This is a genomic window from Pseudomonas baetica, assembly GCF_002813455.1.
GTDB classification, from domain to species: domain Bacteria; phylum Pseudomonadota; class Gammaproteobacteria; order Pseudomonadales; family Pseudomonadaceae; genus Aquipseudomonas; species Aquipseudomonas baetica.
Window position 1 is genome coordinate 6,261,474 of sequence record NZ_PHHE01000001.1, and the last position, 18,270, is coordinate 6,279,743.

At 55.5% G+C, this 18,270-nt stretch carries 18 protein-coding genes and 3 pseudogenes; 13 read left to right on the forward strand and 8 right to left on the reverse strand.

What is annotated here, in order from left to right; genetic code table 11:
- Positions 1-10: 10 nt before the first annotated feature.
- Complete coding sequence (locus ATI02_RS29105) at positions 11-250, forward strand: hypothetical protein (RefSeq protein WP_100848076.1); 240 nt, start codon at positions 11-13, stop codon at positions 248-250.
- A pseudogene (locus ATI02_RS32965) lies at positions 247-494 on the forward strand (hypothetical protein). The gene ATI02_RS29105 and the pseudogene ATI02_RS32965 overlap by 4 nt, the downstream one beginning before the upstream one ends.
- On the opposite strand, the gene ATI02_RS29115 reads toward ATI02_RS32965, so the two are convergent.
- The 6 genes from ATI02_RS29115 to ATI02_RS29145 form a co-directional block, all read right to left on the reverse strand.
- A complete protein-coding gene (locus tag ATI02_RS29115) occupies positions 478-1,665 on the reverse strand; it encodes an Arm DNA-binding domain-containing protein (RefSeq protein ID WP_100848077.1) in 1,188 nt (395 codons plus the stop codon). The pseudogene ATI02_RS32965 and the gene ATI02_RS29115 overlap by 17 nt on opposite strands.
- A 437-nt stretch (positions 1,666-2,102) precedes the next feature.
- Positions 2,103-4,826, reverse strand: coding sequence for a toprim domain-containing protein (locus ATI02_RS29125; protein WP_192886590.1), 2,724 nt, complete (start codon positions 4,824-4,826; stop codon positions 2,103-2,105).
- Positions 4,823-5,062 (reverse strand): hypothetical protein, encoded by a 240-nt coding sequence (locus ATI02_RS29130; protein WP_100848525.1) that lies wholly within the window; start codon positions 5,060-5,062, stop codon positions 4,823-4,825. The genes ATI02_RS29125 and ATI02_RS29130 overlap by 4 nt, the downstream gene beginning before the upstream one ends.
- Before the next feature lie 78 nt (positions 5,063-5,140).
- Positions 5,141-5,389 carry a hypothetical protein gene (locus ATI02_RS29135; protein ID WP_100848079.1) on the reverse strand — a complete coding sequence of 83 codons (249 nt, stop codon included), beginning with the start codon at positions 5,387-5,389 and terminating at the stop codon, positions 5,141-5,143.
- Positions 5,386-5,676, reverse strand: a complete 291-nt coding sequence (locus ATI02_RS29140; protein WP_100848080.1) for an Ogr/Delta-like zinc finger protein — start codon at positions 5,674-5,676, stop codon at positions 5,386-5,388. Before ATI02_RS29140 ends, ATI02_RS29135 begins: the two co-directional genes overlap by 4 nt.
- 36 nt (positions 5,677-5,712) lie before the next feature.
- Complete coding sequence (locus ATI02_RS29145) at positions 5,713-5,919, reverse strand: BcepMu_gp16 family phage-derived protein (protein WP_100848081.1); 207 nt, start codon at positions 5,917-5,919, stop codon at positions 5,713-5,715.
- A 75-nt stretch (positions 5,920-5,994) separates the two neighbouring features.
- Here ATI02_RS29145 and ATI02_RS29150 point away from each other — a divergent pair, with 75 nt between their 5' ends.
- The gene (locus ATI02_RS29150) at positions 5,995-6,369 is read left to right on the forward strand and encodes a helix-turn-helix domain-containing protein (protein ID WP_164747901.1); all 375 of its coding nucleotides are present in this window, start codon (positions 5,995-5,997) and stop codon (positions 6,367-6,369) included.
- 440 nt (positions 6,370-6,809) lie between these two features.
- Here ATI02_RS29150 and ATI02_RS29155 read toward each other — a convergent pair whose 3' ends face one another.
- Positions 6,810-7,103, reverse strand: coding sequence for a DUF3077 domain-containing protein (locus ATI02_RS29155; RefSeq protein WP_100848082.1), 294 nt, complete (start codon positions 7,101-7,103; stop codon positions 6,810-6,812).
- Between the two features lie 526 nt (positions 7,104-7,629).
- Here ATI02_RS29155 and ATI02_RS32970 point away from each other — a divergent pair.
- The 10 genes and pseudogenes from ATI02_RS32970 to ATI02_RS29205 form a co-directional block, all read left to right on the forward strand.
- Positions 7,630-7,793, forward strand: a pseudogene (locus tag ATI02_RS32970) (toxin-antitoxin system HicB family antitoxin); the annotation flags it as partial.
- Positions 7,794-7,894: 101 nt separating this feature from the next.
- The gene (gene tnpA, locus ATI02_RS29165; protein ID WP_095188479.1) at positions 7,895-8,212 is read left to right on the forward strand and encodes an IS66-like element accessory protein TnpA; all 318 of its coding nucleotides are present in this window, start codon (positions 7,895-7,897) and stop codon (positions 8,210-8,212) included.
- Positions 8,209-8,544, forward strand: a complete 336-nt coding sequence (tnpB, locus tag ATI02_RS32975) for an IS66 family insertion sequence element accessory protein TnpB (protein WP_157815118.1) — start codon at positions 8,209-8,211, stop codon at positions 8,542-8,544. The genes tnpA and tnpB overlap by 4 nt, the downstream gene beginning before the upstream one ends.
- 49 nt (positions 8,545-8,593) lie before the next feature.
- Positions 8,594-10,120 (forward strand): IS66 family transposase, encoded by a 1,527-nt coding sequence (tnpC, locus tag ATI02_RS29175; RefSeq protein WP_095188477.1) that lies wholly within the window; start codon positions 8,594-8,596, stop codon positions 10,118-10,120.
- Positions 10,114-10,452 (forward strand): annotated as a pseudogene (locus tag ATI02_RS29180) (DNA adenine methylase); the annotation flags it as partial. The gene tnpC and the pseudogene ATI02_RS29180, both read left to right, overlap by 7 nt.
- Before the next feature lie 213 nt (positions 10,453-10,665).
- Complete coding sequence (locus ATI02_RS29185) at positions 10,666-11,646, forward strand: IS5 family transposase (RefSeq protein ID WP_100845114.1); 981 nt, start codon at positions 10,666-10,668, stop codon at positions 11,644-11,646.
- 776 nt (positions 11,647-12,422) lie between these two features.
- Complete coding sequence (locus tag ATI02_RS29190) at positions 12,423-13,502, forward strand: hypothetical protein (protein WP_095191448.1); 1,080 nt, start codon at positions 12,423-12,425, stop codon at positions 13,500-13,502.
- Positions 13,503-13,626: 124 nt separating this feature from the next.
- Complete coding sequence (locus ATI02_RS29195) at positions 13,627-14,868, forward strand: MAC/perforin domain-containing protein (protein WP_100848083.1); 1,242 nt, start codon at positions 13,627-13,629, stop codon at positions 14,866-14,868.
- Between the two features lie 252 nt (positions 14,869-15,120).
- Positions 15,121-15,345, forward strand: a complete 225-nt coding sequence (locus tag ATI02_RS29200; protein WP_095191446.1) for a hypothetical protein — start codon at positions 15,121-15,123, stop codon at positions 15,343-15,345.
- 13 nt (positions 15,346-15,358) lie between these two features.
- Positions 15,359-15,592 carry a hypothetical protein gene (locus tag ATI02_RS29205; protein WP_095191445.1) on the forward strand — a complete coding sequence of 78 codons (234 nt, stop codon included), beginning with the start codon at positions 15,359-15,361 and terminating at the stop codon, positions 15,590-15,592.
- A gap of 570 nt (positions 15,593-16,162) precedes the next feature.
- Here ATI02_RS29205 and ATI02_RS29210 read toward each other — a convergent pair.
- Positions 16,163-18,265 (reverse strand): hypothetical protein, encoded by a 2,103-nt coding sequence (locus tag ATI02_RS29210; RefSeq protein WP_202864027.1) that lies wholly within the window; start codon positions 18,263-18,265, stop codon positions 16,163-16,165.
- Between the last annotated feature and the right edge of the window lie 5 nt (positions 18,266-18,270).

The following is an 18,270-nucleotide window of genomic DNA, read 5'->3' on the forward strand; positions in this document are numbered from 1 at the left end:
GGGAGTACGCATGACTGATGCATTGGCGGCACTGAAACTGCCGAACGCAGTGGAGGTGCAAACCCTGAAACTGCTGCACCAAATTGAACTGGCACACACGGCTGACGAACTGTTTCGCGCCAGTGATCATGCCGAAGGTTTCGTGCTGGGCCTGGAGACGGTCAAGGTGCTGAACGCGGCCAGTATCGAAGGTTTGTATAAGACCTTCGAGGCAGCGGCCACGGCGAGGCGTCAGGAGCACGAACAGTGATCGGCGAAGGTATTCACGAAGATTTGTTGCGCGCCCTGGTCGAACAACACGCGGTGCGCGAATGCCTGGTGGCCAGGACAACGGCTGGTCCGACTGGGGCCTATCGATTCGCCTGGGCGGCAGCGGCGCACGGAGGGTGCCGGTGCGCTCGCGACGTGAGTCACTGCGCACTTGGGCCAGCTTGACCGTCGTGGGACGTTTTGCCGAAAGCGTGGGTCTGATTGAATTCAGTGTGGAGCTTTAGCCGGTGACAGTTTCAAGGCCAGTTGTAACATCCCCACCACATCCGGCCCATCCTCATTAATCCACGTCCCATAATGCTGGCGGATCATGTTCCCGTTGGTATGCCCCATCTGCTCGGCAATCCAGTCAATCGACGCCACGCCCGTGGTCAGCAACTGACTGGCATAAGTATGCCGGCACTGCCCAGGCCCCCGATAACGAACCCCAGCTGTATTCAAATGAGCTTTGAAAAACCTATCCCGCACAACAAAGTCACTAACATGCGGTAGCCCACTTTTGCTGTTCAGAAAAACAAAGTGCAGCGTGTGTTGCCGCACCGTCTTGTTGTCCCGCTCAACGATGTCTACGGTCTGCGTCTTCTTCGCCGGATTCATTGCATCGATCTTGCGTAGCGCATCCCACGCGGGTGCAAGAAGTCTCACTTTTCGAGTTGAGCGCCGGGTTTTCGTCACGCGGTAAGCCCCTCGCACCTTTGACCGACGAAACGTCACTGTTCCATTCTGCAAATCAACATCCTCCCAAGCCAGCGCAATCGTTTCCGATACCCGAGGCCCCGCCCAAATCATGAACTGAATCATCAGCAGCTCTTGCGTCCGATGTGTCGGCGTCTCAAGGATCTGTTTGATCTCCGCCCTAGTAAACGGATCCGGCGCCTCAGGATCTGGCAAGCGCACAAACAAACCCTCAGTCGGATCATGCGCAACCTTCTTGCGAGTCCGGTAAAGCCGAAACACCTGCCGCACATTGCAAATGATGTCCCGAATGGTCTTGTTCTTCAGCCGCTTCGACAGCGTGTCTTGTACCCATTCCTGCAAATCCAGATGATCGATCTTGTCGACCTGAACCTTGCCCCACCTCGGCCTGACATGCACCTCAGCCTTGTTGGCATAACCTCGATAAGACGTCGCAGCAACGCTGTTGCTTTTGATCTTCAACCACAGATCCAGGTAGTGGCCGAAGGTGTTTTCAACGAGGCTGGCCGAGTTGGGAAAGTGCCGGCTGTAGTCGAAGGTACCCGCCTGAATCTCGTATTCAATGATATTGACCAGGCGCGCTGCTTGCTCCCGGTTGGCCGCAGTATTTCCACCCGGCAGAAGCTCCCTGTGCCGCTTGCCGTTAAAGCGAAAATAAACCCGTACCGAATTGCCACGGGCTTCTACCCCATGCGCCATATGCACCTCCTGTGCTGATCGAAAATTCCTCGGCGTTCCAAAATGCCAAGGCCCGTAGCTGCGTTTGACTCAGTCCTGACGCAACAACCAATACAACCCAGCGCTCCGTATCCGAGCCGAGGGCTTTCCCGTCCGAGCCTCCTCAATTCCACGCTGTGCCGCCGCCAACTGTCGCGCCTTGCTGCACCGCTGATGGTCACCATGCGCCCGTGACTTTCCGCACTGATCACAAACACCGTTCAAATCCAGACTCCAGGGGAACGCTTTTCTCCTTTTCATAACCCCCTTCCATCAACGTCGAAAGAGCAGGTGTGTAAGCTGAAATGTCGCTTCACCCTCGAGGCGGGCGAAAGCCATAAATCCGTTGTCTGCATTGTGTTTCTCCATTGAGCACATCCCAGCGCTGTAGCACCGGGTGATCCTTTGATTGCAGGGGGTTAGGCGCGCTGAAAAATCCAGCAGCGCACCGTCGTGGTCTTTTTGGGCATCGCATGGCTGGCGGCTTGCGCAGCACGCACCGCGCTGTAAATCGGCTTGTTGGTTTCCAGCCACTTACGGCTGCGGCTATTCACCAACAGTCCGCGCAATGTCTTGAGGTCGCCCAGGTTCTGCCGATGCACGCTGGCCAGTTCGGCGAACTCGTTGAGATTGATCGCAATGAGTTTCGGGTCGATGCTGTGATTGACCTGCGGGCCTTCGCCGAGACTTTCGAGGTATTCGAATACCTCCCAAAACTCGGCAACTAGCGGGTGGTCAGCGCTGATCGCGGCTTGTCGCTCCAGCGCCATGCTCATCAGCGCCTGGTGTGTCGTGGCAACCTGCTTTTCATCGAGCGGGCACACCAGAAGCAGGCAATCCACCAGAGCCATCAACTGGCTGTGGTTCTTGATAATCCGTTCGACGCGAATGTCTTTGAGTTCGCGTAACTGCTGTTCGTGAACAAGCACGCGCTCGGAGAACCGCGTCATTACCTGCGCCTCAGCGCGCACGGCCAGCAGCAAAAAGTGGCTCAACTGTTCAACTGGAATCAGATTCAAATTGTCAGCGGCCGCGCGACTCTCAGTCGTTACCGACGGCCGCGCAAAATGCGATTTGATGATCCGCGTGAGGATCGCTTCGGAAGCGCTGACATCGGCGTTCTGACTGATCGCAATCGCACCGCGAAACGGCGGCTCATAAGTCTCGTTCCCGCTGGTTTTCATGCCCTTGGTGCCGAGCGTGCCGCCGCCGTAAAAGTCCTTCAGCTCGTCCCAGTCGAAGCCTTTGGCGTGCGTTTTGTCTGGTTCATTCCGGTCGCCCTCGATCAGCACCACCGGCATGTTGGAGACTTGGCCCATCGCTCGCTGACGCCCGGCCCGGGTCGATTTCGACGGATCAAAACCCTCATGTTCGCGGCCGAGCAGTTTCCACAAAAAAGTCAGCAACGTGGTCTTGCCAGCGCCGGCCTCACCGGTGACCTCAAGGAAGGGAAACGACTTGCACTTCGCACGGATCTGCTCGGCGAACAGCGAGCCAAACCAGAAGGCGAGGGCGACAATTCCCTTGGCGCCGAAGCACAGCCACAGCATCGGCAACCAGTCGGTGCGGTACTGCTTCGCGTCGCGCTGAATGTGCATGGTGATCGACTTCTGCAGGGTCTTGAGCCGAAGCTTGCCGAACTCGAAAAAGTCTTCCTTGTTCACCAGGCTGACGATGCCGCCACGCACCGCGAGGTCACCAAACACATAGCAACTGTGGAGTTTGCTGTAGCCGACGAAGTCGATTGTCTCGACGGTCTTCAAGCCGAACAGTTGATCCTTCATGATCTTGTCGAGCTGCTTGCTGCTACCGGTGAACACCGCGCCGGCTGCCATCCCCAGCAGCCGTTTTTTGAACTCACTGGCGGCGGCAACCTGGCCGCCGGTGAAAGTGTTTTTGACGCTGCCACTGTCGTGAGGGAAGTCGACGCGAAAGTAGTACCAGGATTCGTCGGTGACTTCGTTGCGTTGAAAATACAGGGCCTGCGGGTAACAGTTGGCGATCTCTACGACACCACCACATTGCCGCAGGGCTTTTTGCCGGCGCTGGCCTTCGCTGAGAAGCTGATCTTCATGAAGGTCGGAGTTTTCCAGCGTATGCATCGCCCGGCTGAACTTCTCCAAGTCCATCTTGAACCAGTACAAACGGCTGTCGAAGCCGAAGTGAAATTCATGGCGCTCGCGCCAGTCGTACATCAATGCGCCTTTCTCTGAGGCGCTTTCCGCGATCAGCAAGGAGCCGTAATAGCGGGCGATGGCCACGTCTTTTTTGAGCTGCTCGGTACGCTGATTTTCGTCATCGATGAAAGCCCAGCGCTGATGCAGATCGTTCCAGTCGACCTTGCGGCTGTCCGTCTGCGGGATCTGCGCCGCTTCACATTCGTAACCCAGGGCGCGTGCCTGGCGCACCCAGCGCTTGGTGTATTTGTGCGCGCCGGGTTCATTGTCCAGTGCCCAAACCAGCTTGGGCAGCTTGCCGCCGCGCTGGCGTGCGAGTTCTTTTAATGAATTCTCGGGGAAAGCGTTGGACGACATCGCGGACACTGCCGCAATGCCGTTATGCACCAGAGCGATCGCGTCGAAAATGCCCTCGACAATCCACAGCTCTTTGACCTCCAGCAGCTCGATAGAGGGCGGGCACCACCAGGCACCACGCGGACTGTCGCCGGACTTGAAGCGCGCTTTCATCTTGCCGAAGCGATGCGGCCGATCGATCAGGCGCTCCCAGTAACCTCCCTTTTCCAACGTGAACCGCACCGTGGCACTGCCGGCGTTCAACGCCTCAGAGAAATACGTTTCCTGAGAGAACCAGCCCTGAATCAGTTCAAACCGAAAGCCTCGGGCAAACTCAAGGTAAGCCCGAGCGGTTGCCAACGGGAATTGCTCAGAGGAGGGCGCACGCTTGCTCCAATCATCGAACAGGTCTTCGTAGATATCCTTGAGGTGCCACCGTTGCGCGCACTTGCTTTCTCGTCCGCAGATGAGCAGCCAAGGCTCTGAATAGCGCGTGTAGAGTTCCTTTTTTCCGCACGCGGGGCATTTGCCGCCTCGCAGATAATCGGTGCTCAAGCGGCGCTGGAGCCCATAGTCATCCTTGAGACGCAGCAGCACGTCAGCATGCAAGTTGCTGGCAAACGCGCTCACCGGTGAAACTTCCTCCCGAGCCCGTGGGAGAGCGCCACAATCAAATGCCGCAGACCCGACATCATTGGGATTGCCGCAAGCAACGCATCGTGGCGCTGATCAATGGGGATCGAGCTGAAACGCTCTTCGTACCAGTGCGTCTGGAACTGCTCCGAGTACTGCGAGCGTATGGCGTCGAGCAGGAGTTCTGTTTCAACGCGAGTCAGTTTGCTATTGATGCTGACGTTATCTTCCATGAAAACCTCGAATTTTAGGCAAAGCGCATCCGTCATCCCGCAAAGCGGGAATGCCGGTTGTTTAAAAGGGGTGGGTGCTTAGAGCGTGTTGCCGACGCCGACTGTGCTAACTGGATGCTTGGCGCATTGCATGTCAGTCCAGGCCAAATGCACCAGCTTCGCTGCAAGGCTGGCGGGCACTTCCAGGCCAACGATCAAATGGCGCTCAGCGCTACTGAATAAACGATCTGAGTCAGCCAAGTATTCCGCGCGATGCCGCAACAGGTAAGCGTGAGCCGCGTCCTGCATGCAGGTTCGGTAGTCGGAGGCAAAATGGATAGTGTTCATTGTGCGGCCTCCATTCCTTGAAGCGGAATCAACGACATCTGATTGTCATCGGGCTGCATGGCTGCTCGACGCAACGCCACACAGGCCAGGGGGAGTTGCACGGCAGGGTTTGCCATGCCGCTGGGGCTCATCTCATGCGTCATCTCAAACTCAGCCCGAACGGACCAGCCGCAAGCTTCATTGAGGCATTGCAGATAAGCGATACGCAGAAAAATATGAGTGCCTTCACTGGTGCGTATTCGCATCCGAGAATGGCAATGGGGGCAAACGAGTTTGTAAGTGCTCAATGGCGGCATCCTTGCGTTAATGAACGATGGTGTAGCTCAGTCTCCGGCGCTGATCGTGCCGAGCTTGATACCCAGCAACACCGCGGCGTTGTGTGCTTTGCCGCGAAGTCCTTTTTTGCGGCCGTTAAGCAAGTCGCTGACCAAATTGCTGTTCAGGTCGTTGCGACGGCAAAACTCGGCAAGGCTGATGCCTTTCCGATCAAGTTCCGCTCGGGCTTGCTCGGTTGTGAGTGGGGCGGGCATAGTGTCCATTCGTGTGCATTCGTGTTGGTTTGACTTCATTATGCCCAAATAGTTGGGCCTGTAAAGGATGAAAGCTTGAAAAGTTGTGCATCTCCGGAAGACTTGGACGTTGGAGTGGGTGAGCGTTTGCGCGAAGAAAGGACGCGCTTGGGGCTCAACCAGGATGCCTTTGCACAGCAGGGCGGCATCACTCGCAATACCCAGGGCAGCTATGAGAAGGGCGAACGTAACCCTGATTCCGCCTACCTCACAGCCGTGGCCAAAGCAGGCGTGGACGTGCTCTACGTCTTGACCGGTGGGCGTTTACCGGCATCTGCCAACAGCTTGAATGCTACGGAGGATCAACTCCTCCAACAGTTCCGAAGCTTGTCTGACTATGACCAAAAAGCTGTGCATCGCATCGTGGGTGCGATGGCCGAAGTCACCCACCTTTCCGGTGCCAAGAAATAACTCGTCGACATTTAGAACATTCGTTACGACGGATTTCGTTTTGATTTTCCACGGTCATGAGTAACGTTGCCCCTGCAATGCACTTAATGGAGTAGTGGGCATTTGGATCAAGATGAAAACGAGAACATACGCACGGAACAACCCATGTGCGAAATCTCCGAGTTAACCCAAGAAGAGTGGAATCTTCTTACGTGGTATAGGGCGATGTCCGAGGCGGATCGCGGATACATAAGCCGTATATCGCAGGCGCTTATCCACAAGCCGTGACCTATGAGGCCGGTACGAAAGACCCCTACGTCGGCGATTGTTTGGATTTATATGAAAACACCAAAGGAAACCCGGCCCAGCGTCGGGTTTTTTCATGTCTTTGGGGGAAGGGCGCCAATAAGCAGCGCGCCCAACCACCATTCAAGTACCCAAAATCGCAAATGAGATAGCCGCTACGTTGTGGCTTTCACAATCGTTGGTTTAGGGCGAGGCGAGACGGCTTTCACCACATCATCGATCACAGCCTTGCCCATTGCCGTCAGAAAGTGCGCAGCCCAGGCGTACCGATCAGTGTCTTTCGCGAAAGCCGCGTCTTCGGTGAGCGATTTAGCCAGGCAAAGCAGATCCGAGGCTAGAGACAGCGCATCTTTAACCGGAACGCCAGCGCTGACGTGGAACAGCGGATTGTCGCCGCAGTAGATGAAGGGGGTGTAGCCGATGGTTTTTTCTTCGACTTCTTCGATCATTGACCACCTCCGCAAGTGGAGAGGCGTTGAAGGAAGAGCGAGGTGCCGCATTGGCGGTGAGGCGGGACGTTTATTGACGCGATTGTGTGCATGGTCTAACTCCTTGACATAGGGAGCTACCACTTTCGTTTCCAAGCGAATGGGTGGCAGCTGTACGCAGGTTGGAAACCGGGAGTCAAGGAGACCGGCACGCCCTAAAGGCGTCCCACGCACAGCCGCCATAACACAAGTGTGCAGTCGTAAAAATACGCTGCCGCACGTGAGGGGGCGCTGTTGCGTGACTCGACGGGTTTCCAAGCCCGATCGCTGAATATGCAGCGACGTCTGGAGAATATTCCGTCGAATTGAAGGCTAGCAAGGCGCTTGCCTGCGAAAAGCACCTAAGTCGTGCTTACGTACGCAACTCGCGGATTTTGCCTACAACTTCGGCCAGAGTCACTCGATATTCTGATAGCCGTGCCAAACAGGCTCGTTTTCATTTGCCTGTGGCGTACGTGATTTTCAATGAGCAAACAGGAGTCATCTCGTGAACACAATGTATTACAGCGGCTACACCGCCCGAATTGAATACAGTGAAGAAGATGGCCTTTTTGTAGGCCAAATACGGACATCAAAGATCTCGTTGGATTTCACGGGGAGTCAGTTGTGGCGTTGCCAGAGGCGTTCCAAGAGGCCGTAATCGATTATCTCGGTAAGCGGCCAGCGAACACACCTTCAGAAATCCGGAATTAAGGGCGATGGTGTCCGCCTATTTTTAAGCGGACGCGATCACCCTTATCGCCAGGATTTCCATGCGCCAACGAAGCTCCTATCCCAAACCCTTCAAGGCCCAGGTTGTGCAGGAATGCCTGAAACCCGGTGCCTCAGTTTCCAGCGTCGCCATCAGCCACGGCATCAATGCCAACGTGATTCGCAAGTGGCTGCCGATTTACCGTGATAAACCTGTCGCGCCACTTCCCGCGTTTGTACCGCTGCAACCAATGCCTAAACGGCACGCTGATGAAGCGGTGGTGATCGCACTGCCGCTGGGCGACAAAGCCATCACGGTCAAATGGCCCATCACCGACCCGGACGGCTGCGCACGTTTTATCCGCAGCCTCTCGCAATGATACGCATCGACGCCATCTGGCTCGCCACTGAGCCCATGGACATGCGCGCCGGCACCGAAACTGCGTTGGCCCGCGTGGTCGCCGTGTTCGGTGCGGCGAAGCCGCACTGCGCTTATCTGTTCGCCAACCGCCGGGCCAACCGGATGAAGGTGCTGGTGCACGATGGCGTGGGCATCTGGCTTGCCGCACGGCGTTTGAACCAAGGCAAGTTTCACTGGCCTGGCACTCATCGCGGTTTGGAAGTCGGGCTCGACGCTGAACAACTTCAAGCGCTGGTGCTCGGTTTGCCATGGCAGCGAGTTGGCGCTAACGGCGCAATCACAATGATTTAGCCTTGCTTTTCAGCTGTGGCAGGTGGATCGCTTTGGTAAAATCCACGGCATGACTTCCTCTCCCAATCTCGACCAAATGACACCCGAACAACTGCGCGCACTCGCTGCGCAGTTGCTGTCGAAGGTCGACACCATGGGCCGAAAAATCCATCGTGACGAGACGATCATCGAGCAGCTCTCTCACGAGATTGCCATCCTCAAGCGGCACAAGTTCGCCAAGCGCAGCGAACAGATCAGCCTGGCGCAAGGCAACTTGCTCGATGACCTGCTCACCACTGACCTTGAGGCTATCGAGGCAGAACTGAACGCGCTTCGTCCCGCCCCAACGTCGGACGAAACCCGCCAAAAACCCAAGCGCGCGCCGCTGCCGCCGCAGTTCCCACGTACCGTCATTCGTCACGAGCCAGAGAACACCCAGTGTGTCTGCGGGTGTCAGCTTCAGCGCATCGGCGAAGACGTCAGCGAGAAGCTGGATTACACGCCGGGCGTGTTTACCGTTGAGCAGCATGTACGTGGAAAGTGGGCCTGCCGCCAGTGCGAAACACTGATCCAAGCACCGGTGCCGGCCCAGGTGATCGACAAGGGCATCCCGACCGCAGGCCTGCTGGCGCATGTGATGGTGGCCAAATTCGCTGATCATCTGCCGCTGTACCGGCAAGAAAAGATCTTTGGCCGTGCAGGCCTGGCGATCCCGCGTTCAACGCTGGCTCAGTGGGTGGGCCAAACTGGCGTACAGCTACAACCGCTGGTGGATGCACTGCGCGAAGCGGTGCTGGCTCAGCGAGTCGTGCATGCCGATGAAACGCCGGTGCAGATGCTGGCGCCCGGCGAGAAGAAAACGCACCGAGCTTATGTCTGGGCTTATTGCACCACGCCGTTCTCGGCACTGAAGGCCGTTGTCTACGACTTCAGCCCCAGCCGTGCTGGCGAACATGCACGGAACTTCCTTGGCACGTGGAACGGCAAGCTGGTCTGTGATGACTTCGCGGGTTACAAGGCCAGCTTCGAGCTGGGCATCACCGAAATCGGCTGCATGGCGCATGCCCGCCGTAAGTTCTTCGACCTGCATGTGACGAACAAAAGCCAGTTGGCCGAGCAAGCGCTGCACTCAATCGGCGGGCTGTACGAAGTTGAACGGCAGGCCAAAGACATAAGTGATGAAGAACGATGGCGATTACGCCAAGAAATAGCGGTGCCCATTGCACAGAAATTACATGAGTGGATGCTGGCTCAGCGCGACCTCGTGCCCGAGGGCTCGGCCACGACCAAGGCTCTGGATTACAGCTTGAAACGCTGGGTAGCGCTGACGCGCTACCTGGATGATGGTGCCGTGCCCATCGACAACAACCCGGTGGAGAACACGATCAGGCCATGGGCGCTTGGGCGCTCCAATTGGTTGTTCGCAGGGTCTCTGCGCAGTGGCAAACGAGCGGCAGCGATCATGAGTTTGATCCAGTCGGCACGCATGAACGGGCATGATCCGTACGCGTATCTCAAGGATGTACTGACGCGATTGCCGACGCAGAAAGCCAGTGAGATCGAGCATCTACTGCCGCATCAATGGATGCCTGGCTGATCTACGCAAGGCGTATTCCCCATACGCTTACCGACCGCGCCCATACCTTCCACTACATGGATCCGCCTTACTGGCAGACCGCCGGGTACGGCGTGGACTTTCCATTCGAGAACTACGAACGAATGGCCGACTTCATGCGCCGCTGTAAAGGCAGGGTGATGGTCAGCATCAACGATCACCCGGACATCCGGCGCGTGTTTGAAGGCTCCCACTTCGAAACCTTAGACATCCGTTACACCACCACTAACCAGCGGCAGGGGAAGGCTGAAGTCAGTGGCGAGCTGGTAATCATGAATTGGGAGCCAGCAGCGTTGGGCGGATTGTTGTTCTAAACAATGTTGTATTGTTACTTGATGTTTCAGCAAGATAATGACGTAGGCGCGCCTAATTTAACTTGAAAGGAGCCGCTTATCATTGCATGAGCTAGATCAATAAATGTCTCGTGAAACAAGAGTATTCTGTTTCCAGCAGTGCTGCTAAGGAAACTCTGAAGAAGACTTCCTGATTTTGGCAAAATACCGGGACTCCACCCGCCGAGCTTTCCGATGAAACAGATGACCTTCGCTGACGCCGAGTACGCAGGCAAGCGTAAGCAGACCCGCAAAGAGTTGTTCTTGATCGACATGGATCAGGTGGTGCCGTGGAACGGCTTGATCAAACTGATCGAGCCGTTCTACCCGAAGGGTGAAGGCGGTCGTCCGGCTTATCCGTTGATGACGATGCTGCGTGTACATTTGATGCAGAACTGGTTCGGTTACAGCGATCCAGCGATGGAGGAAGCGCTGTACGAGACCACCATCCTGCGGCAGTTCGCCGGGCTGAATCTGGAGCGTATTCCCGACGAAACCACCATCCTCAACTTCCGCCGACTGCTGGAGAAACACGAGCTGGCTGCCGGCATCCTGGCCGTGATCAATGGCTATCTGGGTGACCGAGGGTTGTCGTTGCGCCAAGGCACCATTGTCGATGCCACGCTGATCAATGCGCCCAGCTCGACCAAGAACAAGGACGGTAAACGCGATCCAGAAATGCACCAAACCAAGAAGGGCAACCAGTACTATTTCGGCATGAAAGCGCACATCGGTGTGGATGACGAGTCAGGTCTGGTGCACCGCGTGGTGGGCACAGCCGCCAACGTGGCGGATGTCACTCAGGTGGACAAATTGCTGCACGGTGCGGAGAACGTGGTCTGCGCCGATGCCGGTTATACCGGCGTCGAGAAACGTACCGAGCATGATGGGCGCGAGGTGATCTGGCAGATCGCGGCACGCCGCAGTACTTACAAAAAGCTGGGTAAGCGTAGCGCTCTATACAAAGCCAAGCGCAAGATCGAGAAGGCCAAGGCCCAGGTGCGCGCCAAAGTCGAGCACCCGTTTCGGGTGGTCAAGCGCCAGTTCGGTTTTGTGAAAACGCGCTTCCGTGGCCTGGCCAAAAACACCGCGCAACTGGTGACGCTATTCGCGCTGTCGAATCTGTGGATGGCACGCCGACATTTACTGACGAGTACAGGAGAGGTGCGCCTGTAATGTGGGAAATGACCGTTGCGAGGTGCTCGCGGCGGCTAAAAGCGCAGAAATACGCGGATGATCTGATCGTTTTGGTCGATTCGCCGTTTTCAAAATCAGCGGAGGCTGAAGTCAGCCAGAAAAGCGTGACTACTTCAGACCATCCCTAAATAGTATTTAAAAGGTGCTGTTTAACTTGAGTTTTTGTGAAAAAAAAGAGTGGTTTATGGCCTGCGCTCAATGGGGTTGAAGTTGAGATTTGTGCCGTTGGTATGGATGTGATGATAAAAATGTTTGGAAAACAAAAATTGGTAAATTTTATAAGGAGGGCAACAAGAGCGAAGAAATAAATATTGCTGATATAGAAAAGCAATACCTATAGATTAATTAAAATACGAGGGAACGTATATGTTGAACACTAAAGTACTGGTCGCAGCAATAGTTATGTTCGGATCAATCGCTACCAGTCACGCGGAAGAGGCCGATGTAAGCAGAGCACGTGGCTATAGTATTGGGACGGCTATCGTGTCGTCGCAAGCTACAGGCGATTGTCCCTCCAGTTACCGAGGAGTCACTGATACTGGACAGGCTCCCGGTACAGATCACAACGCGTGTACACAAGCAAAGAACGTTGCGAAGGCTAACCTTCGTGGCAAGGTGCCTCAGGCTTGCGCGAAGTACATTACGGCAACCCCCCCTTGCAAGGTTGTAAATTGACGCTCCCCGCACTGCCGTAAACAAAAATGCCGCCGCATGATTTGCGGCGGTACAATCATGAAACCAGGAAGCAATATCCCATGTCACAGTACTCCGTCTATTTGAGCGGTCACAAACGTATTGTTGATGCCCTCCCCGCAGACTCCCTTTCCGTGCTTCGAAACAAGATCGGGGCGGCGGCGGATGATTACAACTTCATATATTACAATGAGTTCACTGAACAAAAAACCATCCTGAACGATCGCTCCGTGGAGGCCCGCAAGCCCATTTCAAGCATTGCCTTTCCCGATCCCACGACAAACACCAACACCATCGTGCAAATGGGCTTGGTGGCCGGAGGCAAGACCGACCTTTTTGGCACCCAGACGGATTGGCTCTACAACCGGAACGCCGGGGTTCGGATCACTCTGAATAAGAGTGACAGCAAGGCCATAACCGCCAACCAGGGAAAATTCGATCCCATCATGCTGAGGGATGTTCAACCGACCAACGAGCAGAGCAACGCCTTCTACGATCGGGTTGTCATCTGCGAGAAAGGCTCCGTGGTGAACTTCGAAATCAGTTCCTGGGGCGCGGCTGGCTTTGGTTATTCGGTGAGCAGCGAAAAGGACACTATCTGCAGTTCCCTCTACGTTACATATGGGGACAACCCCAATCAAAAATCCTTCAGTACCCTGAGACGCTATCAAGACTCTAAGAATTCTATCCAAATTGAAAGTACGGCATCACTAAACATACCAACGCAGGAAGTTGTATATTACCAAAAAATTACGGTGAAAACATGGCGTCTTACCAGTTATAAAGAAAATGGCAAAACCTATACCAGTAACATGGAAGCGCCCGCGCCCACCGCTCCCCGATCGATGGCTCTTCAGGGCGCGAGCCTAAATCTCAAGAGCGTGGCGGCGAACGAGCGATTCACTCCAGGAGACCCGACCGGGAATATCTACGTACCGGGCGATACCATCGAGACGGGCGCCCCCTCGCGCGGCCCCCAATCAGACCAAACTTTCGGCTTGATGGAGCTTCTCCAACAAGATGACCCCAACCAGAAAGTCATTGGCGCGGTTGTCTTTTACTTCTTCGTCTTCAAGGACAAGGAATCCGCTGACAAGGTCATTAATGTCCTGAACGCGCCCGGTCCTTGGGCCGTGGATTGAAAGCGATCACCTCACCTCATGTCAAATGAGATGAACGCGCCCCACCGCCCACCACGATACTCACCACCTCTAGGGTAATTGGATTATCCACTTTAAAGATACACATAAAAAAGGAATAAGACATATGGCAACTACACTTGTTTTAGTCGAACGCACCGATGGTCAACGTCGCAACGTGGCCCTGGATCTGGACGCCTCATTAACGGCAACCCGCGAGGTTCTGACCGGCAAAGGGCTTATGACCTCCGCCGATGATTTTCTTCTCCGCGGCGCCCCGGTCGATCGGGACGACGAAGACGACGTGCGCTTGTCGGCCTTGGTCGGCGCCGATGGCTCCGGCACGCTCATGATTGGCGTGGCGTCGACGGGCCTGGAGGATCCGGACAACACGGTGGACCGTTACAATCATCTCACCACCAGCCAAAAGCTGGCCCTCTTCAACGAGATTGAAATCTATCGGGGCATCACGGCGGCGGAAGACAAGGGGTTTTATCGGACCTTCAAGCCCTGTATCGCCTCATGGAACGCCAACCAGCTCCCCGCGTCGGCCAAGCCCACCTACATGAGCGAGAACCGCGTCATCTCCACCTTTTCCGAGGTGGGGAACACCTTGGCCCAGACCACTTCCGACAAAAGCTCGGTATCGGTGACGACCCCCATCGGCGGAGGCCAGACCGACTTCTCCTATGCCCAATCCCATACGACGACATCGAAAAAAGTAAAACAGTACCTGCTTGGCAAGTACATGGTGAATAAGGTCGCCCTCTCCCAAGAGCGCGCGAACCTCGTCCTGGTTTCCGATTTCGAAAGCGCCATCGCCAAGGCCATCTCGCCAAGCTACGAAATCGACGCCTATGTCAACTTGATCGAAACCTTGAACAGCCGCGGCTACTATGTGGCTCGGGCCTTCACCCTGGGCGGCATGCTGGTCAGCGAGGAAACCGCCGAGGTATCGGAATACACGGAATCCCGGTCGGAGGAAAAGGACTTCTCGGTCGGCTTCAAGTTGGCCATCAAGGGCTTTGGTGGTGGCTCGGACTACACCCATAGCGAAGGCCATGAGGAATCGGAATCGAATACCAGCAAGTACAAGAATACGTCCCTGACCAAGATTGGCGGATCCGTCACCGCGAACACCTATGATGCTTGGACGGAATCATTGAAACCCGCCATCAATTGGGACGTGATCGATCACATGGAACTCTACCCGACCCTGGCGCTTCTCAGGGATATGCGCGTGGCCCGACGTTGCCTGTCCTTGATGGATGAATATCATACCTATGATACGGTCAGAAACCGGCAGACGGTGATCGATATTGGCAAGTATACGACCCTCGTGCAGCAGATTCTGTTCACCAACGGGTGATGAACGCGCCGGTTTTGCCGGGGGCTGATTGCTCTTCGTGACGGGGGTTATGGCTGGAGTTTCCAGAGCGGTGCAGTGGTTTGCTTCGGCCTCCGCAGGCGGGAAGCTTCCGATGGGCCGAAGCACCTCATCTCGCCGGTCAGCCGATCTTCGCCGCAATCGATACGATCGCCTGCCATCGGGAGCCGTGCTGACTCCCGGTATCAAACACCAGCCGAACCGCGCGGTCACGCACTTCAGGGGAAAGCGAGAATGGCTATCCCTGCGCCGTATGGCAATCACCCTTTGATGCTTGTCCCTGTGATGCAGATGGTGCTTGCCATACCTGAATCCGTGTTGTGGGTCGTGGGCGACACCTGGGTCAAGTGCGAAAACGGCTTCTACTTCGTCGGGGCTGATGAGGAAGTGGATTACAAACGTGTATATGAGCTACTTCGCGACGCCCAGGGTGATGTTTATCCCTGGGCTGATTATTGAGGACCCATAACTCGTGAAATACGAACACGAAGCAACCAGAGTAGCTGTGGTGATTAAGCTGACCATCAACCAGGGGATTGCGACAATGAGCGCGCTGGTATTTTGGGCGATATTCGCGAAGGTTCAACCCGTGGGTGACGTGCTGATTGGCGCTGTGATTGCCTTCGCTATCAGCACGGCTATCACGGGTTACCACGCTCACAGGGCACAGGGAAAGCACGTTGATCTGATCGTCGACGAGAAGTAGTAAAACGCTCAGATGCACCCTCAAGCCCTGGCCGTCAAAATGCCGGGGCCGAGGACGTAGAGGAGCGCCTATTTCACCTTCCCGACCGTCAAGGTAAGAAAGTGACAATCAGTCCTGTGATCCCCGTGTTTCAGTGCCCGCGTGATATCGCCTTGAAGCTATTTCGAGAGGCCGGCCGAACCTGGAATGCACGCACCCTAGAAGAGATGGGAGATCACCTTTTCAATTTCTGTGTAACCAATTCCTCGTTACGGGACTAGATCCTGCAATCAAAGAATGAAAAGGCTGATGCGGCTTTTCATAGTGCTTGGAGGGCAAAGGCTGATGGCCTGTTTGGCGAGTGTGCCGATATCGCTAATGCTTCAAAGCACCTCGTAGTAAAGCCAGTTTCGGTCGGTGGTGGCAATCAGCAATTGTCAGCGCTAGGCCCAAATGGTGTGATCAAAGGGCTTGAGAAAGAACGGAAAGCTTGCATCGTGAATACGTATTCCCGTTCGCAATGAATCTGGCGTGATCGCCTGGGTATTCCATAGAACATCACGTCAGTCATGTTGCTGTCAGTGTCAACAGTCAGACTTTTATGGCGTGATTTTGTAGCAGGCGGGCAGTGAGTTCGAGTTTGTCATTACGCTCGCTTGCTCGCTCAGGAAAAGTAATGAGCCCATTCTCATCGACCCGCTCCTGGCCGAAAGCATCATCAATAGCTTGAGCCATGGCACTACGACCAGCCGTCGTATGCGGATCGATTGGACTCTCCTGGAGGCGAAGCCGGTTGTCACTGACAGCCAACTGCAGCTCATCCAGCTCGCTGGCAAGGGTCGCAATCCTGCTATCCATCCGTTGGGCCAGTTCATAGAGGCGGCTCTCTATGCCGATCGCCATCGCTCGGTTGTCAAGATATTGCCCCTTGCTTTGGTCAAATCTGCTCATGGCACGTGCAGCTAATTCCAATGCATAGGCCTTGGTGGCCATCGCATTGACGCTGCCCTCCCAGCCCACCTCGGTGCCAACACCCAGGGTCACACCGAGGGTCGTATGTAGTTTGACGCCTGCCGAGCCTATAGCTGCTGTTGCACCTGCTGTGGCACCAACGCCCAGATTAGCGGCAGCGCGAACCTTGGCCGATAGGCTGTATGCATTGGCGTATTGGCTCTTGAACAAGTTGAGCTGAGCGCTCCCTTCTGCTTTCAGGCCGGCGAAAGCCGAGGCGTTAGCTGTCACGCGGGCCATCGGTCCCGCTGGGGTCATCATCAGTGCGGCTTCTGCCCCCAGTTTGGCGTTGACGCCAACCTCGGCAGCGCCTTCGAGTTTGGCATTAAGCAGGTTGCCGACAGTCCAACTGCCCTCGACTGACAGCCCAAGCTTGCTGACCAGCTCGGCGCTGGCACCGATGCGCAGCAGGCTCACATCGTGAGGGCCAGGCTTATAGCGCTCACCCTCAGTTTCGTTGAGGATCCGGGGGGCGGAGTTGAACGCTAGTGACCCTTCGACTTTACCGATCATCGCTTCGGCCTTGGCTCCGGCCATGTTCTCCTGGACCAGGGTCGCTTTTGTGGAAAACTCGCCAATAGGGCTCTGGCTGCGAGCTTCCCATTTACCGATCTCGATTTTGGCAAATGCTTCAACCAACACGCTGGCGTTGATTAGCCCTATATCGATGAACTCCTTCTGACTGACAGGCTGTCCGGGCTTGATCTCGTGACTGGCAACATCAAGAGGACGCTTGAGCTCAGCTCGTACACCGAGCTCATAGCTCATCTTTTGCTTGCTTTCTCCTTGCCAGAGTAATTTTTTCTCTTCAGCCAAGGCCTGATAGGGGGCGTCCAGTCCATCCACCAGCGCTGTCAGTAATTCGGTCCTTAGTAGCCCAATCTCACCCTGCTGCTTCACCTTCTGGGCCAGACTCAGAGCTAGCACTTCCTTGAGGTGGCCCATCTCCAGGAGGTGGCTGTGGGCTATCAGAATGTCACGACCGTTCTCTTCGGCTGTGGCTTGTGGCTGCAGCGCCCCAAGAGTTGGTAATTGCAGGCGCAGTGCGCCACAGAATGCCTTCCACTCATGACTACCGGCGACTTCCTCTTGGGTGGGAGCACGCTCTAGACGGCAGGCTGTCATCGTTTCACTTACGCCGAACATCAGGTCGAGTCCACTCTGCAGTTCTCGTTTGAACAGATCATGAGCCCCCTGTTGCCGTAAGTGAGTGAGTTCCCCTATCCATTGACGAATATGATGATTACTCTCAATGGGTTGATTAATTCGCCCCTGCTCATTACAGACCCATGCCCGTTGAAAGGATGGGGCCTGCCCTCCTTGGCTGAACGCTTGACGTCGAGAGGCGATGTCATTCACCAGTCGTTGAAGTACCGGATCCTGCTGACGGGATCGGTTCCTTCCTGACTTGAGCCAAAACTGCAACGCGTTATCGATTTTCGCCAATGCGGGCAGCGAAGGTGTTTTCTGGGCCTGATAATTACGTACTGCCTGAATGACAGCCTTCAGTTCTTTACTCTGGCGGTGAGTTATGTCGCGGCGGATCCCTCGTTCAAACTCACGATTTCCGGTATCAAGAAGGCGCAGTCTGTTGTTACCCAGAGTGATGACCGTCGGCTGTTGCGGCCTGGATTGAGACGGGGGGAGCTGGCTGATGTTGGGACTGTGGGGTGCTGCCTTCATGTAAT